The following is a 492-nucleotide window of genomic DNA, read 5'->3' as shown; positions in this document are numbered from 1 at the left end:
GAAAAAATTATGATATATGCACATGCTATGCTGCATGCAAGTTTGCCTCCAAGAAATAAAATATTTAGATAAAAAAAATTATGAAATTTAGTATTGGCCCACAGTTCTCTAGAGAATTCTCTAATGAAGATAGACAAATAGTTAATGATTTAGCAAATACTTTAAATGAATGCTTAGCTGAAAAGAGATATGCTTTAGAAATAGAAAAGATATACATCGGTATTCTTTGTGTCTCCAAAGGATTTGAATCTTTTTTTAAAGCAAGACCATTAAAAATACTAAAAAATGAACCAGCTATTGAGTATGAAATTAAATTAGAGTTTGAATCTTTTTTTCAAGGTAATAAAGAAGAAAAAATAAAGATTTTAACTGATGAATTTGTTAGTCAATCAAAAGAGATTTTGGATGATAAAAAGATAAAAAAATTTGATATAAATACCTTTCTTAATGATATTAAAGAATGTTTAAATAAAAATTAGATGTGGTAAAAAT

Annotated in this window: 1 protein-coding gene; it reads left to right on the top strand. The window is 24.4% G+C overall.

The window, feature by feature from the left end; genetic code table 11:
* The first annotated feature begins 80 nt into the window (after window positions 1–80).
* Window positions 81–479 carry an Imm44 family immunity protein gene (locus tag B0A81_RS04495; RefSeq protein WP_089056915.1) on the top strand — a complete coding sequence of 133 codons (399 nt, stop codon included), beginning with the start codon at window positions 81–83 and terminating at the stop codon, window positions 477–479.
* Window positions 480–492 lie beyond the last annotated feature (13 nt).

It is taken from the genome of Flavobacterium plurextorum (genome assembly GCF_002217395.1).
Taxonomy (GTDB): Bacteria; Bacteroidota; Bacteroidia; order Flavobacteriales; family Flavobacteriaceae; genus Flavobacterium; species Flavobacterium plurextorum.
The sequence above is the reverse complement of the archived record's forward strand: the minus strand, read 5'-3'. Positions and strand labels throughout refer to the sequence as shown.